6 protein-coding genes are annotated in these 5,671 nt (G+C 61.0%); 1 reads left to right on the forward strand and 5 read right to left on the reverse strand.

All coding sequences use genetic code 11. The features are described from left to right. Positions 1 to 328: heme biosynthesis protein HemY (locus tag A3730_RS11995; protein ID WP_369819070.1), on the forward strand; the 328-nt coding region annotated here is incomplete at its 5' end. Positions 329 to 518: 190 nt separating this feature from the next. Here the strand turns inward: A3730_RS11995 and A3730_RS12000 are convergent. From A3730_RS12000 to A3730_RS12020, 5 genes are all read right to left on the reverse strand, one after another. Then, positions 519 to 1,028, reverse strand: a complete 510-nt coding sequence (locus tag A3730_RS12000) for a membrane integrity-associated transporter subunit PqiC (protein ID WP_063519247.1) — start codon at positions 1,026 to 1,028, stop codon at positions 519 to 521. Then, positions 1,025 to 2,644 (reverse strand): intermembrane transport protein PqiB, encoded by a 1,620-nt coding sequence (gene pqiB, locus A3730_RS12005; RefSeq protein WP_063519248.1) that lies wholly within the window; start codon positions 2,642 to 2,644, stop codon positions 1,025 to 1,027. The genes A3730_RS12000 and pqiB overlap by 4 nt, the downstream gene beginning before the upstream one ends. Further along, on the reverse strand, positions 2,641 to 3,969 hold the full coding sequence (locus tag A3730_RS12010; protein WP_063519249.1) for a paraquat-inducible protein A: 1,329 nt from the start codon (positions 3,967 to 3,969) through the stop codon (positions 2,641 to 2,643). Before A3730_RS12010 ends, pqiB begins: the two co-directional genes overlap by 4 nt. A 161-nt stretch (positions 3,970 to 4,130) precedes the next feature. After that, positions 4,131 to 5,126 (reverse strand): 2Fe-2S iron-sulfur cluster-binding protein, encoded by a 996-nt coding sequence (locus tag A3730_RS12015; protein ID WP_063518957.1) that lies wholly within the window; start codon positions 5,124 to 5,126, stop codon positions 4,131 to 4,133. A 97-nt stretch (positions 5,127 to 5,223) separates the two neighbouring features. Further along, the gene (locus tag A3730_RS12020) at positions 5,224 to 5,610 is read right to left on the reverse strand and encodes an MAPEG family protein (protein ID WP_063538119.1); all 387 of its coding nucleotides are present in this window, start codon (positions 5,608 to 5,610) and stop codon (positions 5,224 to 5,226) included. Between the last annotated feature and the right edge of the window lie 61 nt (positions 5,611 to 5,671).

Below are 5,671 nucleotides of genomic sequence, written 5' to 3' on the forward strand. Positions count from 1 at the left end.
GCCGCCGGTGCTGGAAGCCATCGACGATATTCCCCCGGACGACCTGCTGCAGGTGCTGGAAAAGTGGCTGGTAGAACGACCGGGCAATGCGGCGGTGTTGATCACCGCTGGCCGTGTTGCGCTGAAAGCGCGTCTGTGGGGCAAGGCGCAGGGCTTTTTCGAGGCGGCGGCCAACTCCAGCCAGAGTGCCACGGCGCTGGCGGAACTGGCGCGCCTGTACCGGGCGCTGGGCGATTCCAGCAAGGCCATGTCTGCGTTTGATCGCCGTATGGCTCAGCTGGAAGGCAATCTGCCTGCCCTGCCGTTGCCAGATAAGAGCGTGCCGTAAGCGAGTTGTTTGGGCGCGTGCGATGCGATACCGCCTCCCTGTAGGTCTGATTAGCCTGAAGGCGTAATCTGACATAAAGCGTTACCGCTACGGTTCAGCGGGATGTCGGCTTACGGCTACGCCCTAAGTCGACCTACAAAGCAGGCCCCTTCGAGGGGTTGGTTGTGGGCTCCAGGCTCGCTCCCACGATTCAATCCATGGCGGTGGCAATTTCTGCCGCCACTGCCTGCCAACCCTGATCCAGCGTTCTTACCAGATTCGCATAGCCGCCGTTGTCCAGCGCGGCTTCCCACTGAATGCGCCCCTGGGCGATCTCTCCGTTGTTTCCAGTCAGTGCCCAGCGGCCGGTGATGACGGCGGAATCCCTGTCTTTGCCTTGCAGGCCCTGAAAGCGGGTCAGCTCCACGGTGAGCGTCTTGTTGTCTCCGCTGGGCATGCGGGTTTCCAGGGAGCGTTGTAATTGCGTGGCCAGCGGTTCGGCCCAGCGATGGTGGCGGCCCACCTGTATCTCGCTGTCACTGAGTTGCATGACAATGCCGCCCCGGTTCAGGTAACTGGCCAGCTGTACCTTGATGGTTAGCGGTGAATGCGCGGCCCCGGTGGCAGACGGCAGCAGGTAGCCCGGCGGTGACGTGGCGGGGGCGTGGCTACAGCCCCACAGGCCGGCGAGAAGGGCGGCGATGGCTAACAGGCGGATCATTGTGCACCTCGGGGTTGGGTGTCGGTGGCCGGGTGGCGCTGGAAGATCAGCGCGTTGGGCTGTTCATTCAAGGTGTCGAGTAATGGCTCGGCGTCATCCAGCAGTCGATTGAGTTTCTGCAGGGTGCCTTGCAGTTCCCGGTAGCCATCGCCGCCAGCCTGCCAGCCCTGCAGGGTGCTTTCCAGCGCATTCAGGTTGTCGGAAATCTGCTGGGGCAGCGCATTGAGAGCGGGGTCATCCAGCAGGTTTTCGATGCGGCCGGTCACGCCGGACAGGTGTTTAAGATTGCTGTTGAGGTTGTTGGCCATGTCCTGCATGGGAAGCCCATTCAGGGTTTTCAGCAGGGCGTGAAGTTGATCTTCCAGTTTGCTCAGGCCGCCGCTGCCCACGGAGGGAAGGACGGGTACGGAGCGGTAGGTGGGCGAGGCATCGGTTGCCGGGGCGTTGTTGTGAAACTCGAGGTCAACAAACAGGGAGCCGGTCAGCAGATTGCCGGCTTTCAGGCTGGCGCGCAGGCCGTTTTCCACCATCTGGCTGATTTCACTTTTCCATGAGGGCAATGCAATCGTGGATTGATGGGTGACCCGTTGTGGTTCCAGGCGGATCAGTACCGGAATCGGACTGTCGGTCATGGCGTTGGGGCCTTCGGTGCCAAAGGCCCAGGGGACTTGCTCCACCGTGCCGATGCGGATGCCGCGGTATTCGACGGGTGCCCCGGCTTGCAGGCCGCGCACGCTGCGTTCAACCAGCAGCACATAATCCAGTGTCTGGGTGTAGAGAGCCCGCTTGGCGCTTTCCTGGTTGTCATGCAGCACGAACTGGTGGTCGTCTTCCACGGGGGCGCCGGTGCTCATGTTGGGATCGGGCACGGAGAAGGAAATGCCACCGCCAAGCAGGGCTTCCAGTGAGCTGAGTTGCGCCTGGAAGCCGCGGGCATCCAGCTGGAAGCCGATGCCGGAGACTTTCCAGAAGCGGCTGCTGTCGCTGACCAGTACATCATAGGGTTTTTCAATGAACAGGCGGTGGCGAAACAGTTCGGCATCGGGGTCAAAGGTGGTGTCTACCACGCGGCCCACTTTCAGGCTGCGGAAACTCACCGGGTCGCCGTTATTGATGTTGGTGCCTGGCTCGCTGATCAGTTTCAGGAACAGTCCGTCCCCGGTTTTCTCCGGCGGTGGCGAATTTTTTACGGTAAAGGTTTTGGCCTTCTTGCTGCTGTTGCCGGGTAGTAATTCGATATAGGCACCGGACAGGACGGTGCTCAAGCCGCTGACTCCCTCACGCCCGACCCGGGGTTTTACCACCCAGAATTGTGTGTCGCTGTTGAGCATGCGTTCAGTGTCGGCCTGCATTTGCACGCTGAGCAGGGTGTGGCTCAAGTCCTCGGACAGGCTGACGCTTTCCACCACTCCCACTTGCACATTGCGCATCTTGACGGCGGTTTTGCCGGCGTTGATGCCTTCCGCATCTTCCAGTTCCAGGGTAATGACCGGGCCCTGGCTGGAGAGGTAGCTGAACACCAGCCACAGGCCGATCAGTGCGGCCAGCAATGGAATCAGCCAAACAGCAGATAACCGCGGGCGGCGATGTGACGGTGGCGAATCGGCCTGGTTCAAGAGGGTTTCTCCGGTTCAAGTGTCGGTGGCTGGCGTTGTTCTGCGCGCTGTTTTGAGTCTTGCAGTAGCTGTTGTTGCCGGTCCCAGATCAGGCGGGGATCAAACTGGTGTGCTGCGAGCATGGTAAAAATCACCACGGCGGAAAAGGCCAGCCCACCGACACCGGGGGTAACAGTAAGAATATTGCCCATCTGAAACAGGGCCACAATGATGGCCACCACAAAGACGTCAATCATGGACCAGCGGCCAATCCACTCGGTGAGCCGATAGAGCTTCATCTGGCTGGTCATGTCCAGAGGCTGTCGCTGGCGGGCGGCGATGCATAGCCAGCCAAGGGCGAGGATCTTGCCGAAGGGCACCAGCACGCTGGCGGTGAAAATGATCAGGGCGATGGGCCAGTCGCCGTGGCGCAGAAACAGCATGACCCCGGCAATGATGGTGGAGGGCTCGGTTTTGCCCAGGCTGGTAGTGATCATGATTGGGAACAGGTGCGCCGGAAAGCAGCAGAGAATGGCGGTGACCAGCAATGCCCAGACCCGCTGCAGGTTGAAGGGGTGACGCTCGTGGAGAAAACTGTGGCAGTGGTGGCAGCGGTGGGATTGTCCCAAGGGCTGCAGCTGCCCGCACCATTGGCAGCCAATCAGGCCCTGGCGCTGGGCGGTGTCGCCGGCTTGTGCCTGCGCTGGCTGTTGCAGGTCGCCGAGCAGCCGCTGCCACAGGCCGATGGTGTTCATGCGGGTGACGGTGATTAGCAGGATCAGGGCGAAACCGGAAAAGGTCCAGAAGGCGGACAGCAGTTGGATATGGGCCATGGCGATGATTTTCACCAGGCTGACCAGGGCGGCGATGGCAAAGACATCGGCCATCATCCAGGGCTGCATGCGGGGTAACCAGCGGGCCAGAAACAGGCTGCCGGGCAGGGGCCCGGGGCTGGCCAGGCTCATATGAATCCAGCACACCGACAACAGATACAGCGCCGGGATCACAATGATGGTGGCGATCACGATAACGGCCAGGGCCGGGTGGTGGTAAATCGCCAGCTCATAGGCCGCGTCGGTGACGGTCATGGCCCGCTCGATGCCATTTTTCTCGAAGCCCAGATAGGGAAACAGTAAAGACAGGGTCAGCAGCAGCAGGGCAGTAAAGGCCAGGGCAGGGGTGAGCTGGTCGTTTTGTGCCGGGCGCATCAGTGGGTGCTGGCAGCGGGGGCACTGCAGCCACTGGCCATCCTTGCCGGGGCTCACGGCCGACACCAGATCACATTCGTGACAGGGTAGTAAAAACGTTTGGCTCGTGTTGTTCGCGTCCTGCGCCATGGCAGCCATTCCGATCCGTGAAGGCCCATTAGAGCAGTTGCAAGGGCGGTGTCACAAGCTCCGACAGCAACAGCAAAAATTCAATGTGGGAGCGTGCTTGCACGCGAAGAGCTGGGCTGTCGGGTCGCAGCCCCTTCTTCGCTTGCAAGCACGCTCCTGCACGACGGCTTTCAGTCCCGTGGGGCGTAGTCAAACACGTCGCAGTGAATGTTGCCGGCGGGAACGCCTTCAGCCACCAGTGCATCGAACACCGCCCAGGCCATGGGCGGGGAACCGCCCAGAAAGAACAGGGGCAGGTCGGGTTCGCTGAGCGCTTCCAGTGCGGCTTCATGGACCAGCCCTTCGGCGTGGTCCGGGTGGCGGATATCCGACAGGGAAGTGATGAAATCGAAGTCGGCCAGGGCACCCTGCCATTGGGCCGGCAGGTGGGGCAGATACAGGTCTGCGTCGGTTCGTGCGCCCCAGAACAGCCGCACTGGCTGAGTGAAATTCAGGGTGATCAGACGTTCGATCATGGCTTTTACCGGTGCAAAACCAGTGGAGCCGCAGATGAACCACACGGGCTGGTCCGGTGCGCTGTCGATAAACCGCAGGCCGGCGGGCAGGGTGGTACTCACGGTGCTGTCTGCCCGCAGGCTGGCCATAATGTCCTGGGCGGCGCTGTTGTCATCACCATGGCGGATGTGCAATTCAATATCGCGGCCATCGCAATGGTTGGCGATGGAAAAGGGATAGCTTTCGCCGTGCAGGTTCAGCATCAGGTACTGGCCCGCGTGCCACTGGATTTTCTTGCCGGCGGGCAGGCGCAGCCAGACCCGGCTGACGTCGTGGTTGAGCGCGTCGATCTGCTGGATCTGGCAATGAATCTGGTGGACCGGCAATTCACCGGGCGCGGTTACCTCGGGCACATCTATCTCGCAATCGCTGAGTGGCAGAGCGACGCAGTATAACACCTGGGAGCTGCTGGCATCGCCCGCGTGAATGGTGCGGTTTTTCTGTTGCACCTGTCCATGACTAAGGCGACCGATGCAGCGCTCACACACGCCATTGCGGCAGGCCACAGGGAAGCCGAAACCGGCCTGCTGGCCGGCGTCGACGATGGACTGGTCGGTGCGGCAGGGGAAATGGCCCTTGCCGTTGACGGTGATGGTGAAGGTCCGGGGCATGGAAACGTTACGAGTATCGAGAAGCGAAAATCTACAATCGCGGCTGCCGGTTGTGGTTTTGCCTTTCGAAACTCAATACTCGTAACTCGCCACTGTTTTAACTGCCTGCGCCCACGAATAGCGCCACGATACAACCCATGCCAAAGGCCCAGACCAGGGTGCGGGCGCTGGCCCAGTCAGCCACATAACAGACGGTGAAGAGAATGCGGCTGGCGACGAACGCCAGGGCGATACCATCAATGGTGCCCTGCGGAGACGTGGCAGCCAGGTGGGCGATGATCACTGCCGCTGCAAAAGCCGGGGTGACTTCAAAACCATTCTGCTGCGCCCAGTGGGCGCGTTTGCGACTCCCTTCCAGAGTTTCCAGAAACTCGCGGGGGTTATGGTTTTGTTTGGGGCCGAACCCGCCCTGAAACTTGGCGAAGCCGGTGGACAGGTAGGGCAGGAAGATGGCGGCAAGCACGCACCAGTAAGCAATCGTCATTACGTTTTCTCCGTTGTTTTAATATGCCGCAGGAGCGGCGCTTGAGCCGCGAAGCTGTTGG

Source organism: Alcanivorax sp. HI0044 (assembly GCF_001634945.1).

What these genes read in the sequence shown, in the direction of transcription:
- A3730_RS12020 (WP_063538119.1), bottom strand. Translation starts at nt 5,610, where the DNA reads ATGACGATTGCTTACTGGTGCGTGCTTGCCGCCATCTTCCTGCCCTAC.
- A3730_RS12000 (WP_063519247.1), bottom strand. Translation starts at nt 1,028, where the DNA reads ATGATCCGCCTGTTAGCCATCGCCGCCCTTCTCGCCGGCCTGTGGGGC.
- A3730_RS12010 (WP_063519249.1), bottom strand. Translation starts at nt 3,969, where the DNA reads ATGGCTGCCATGGCGCAGGACGCGAACAACACGAGCCAAACGTTTTTA.
- A3730_RS12015 (WP_063518957.1), bottom strand. Translation starts at nt 5,126, where the DNA reads ATGCCCCGGACCTTCACCATCACCGTCAACGGCAAGGGCCATTTCCCC.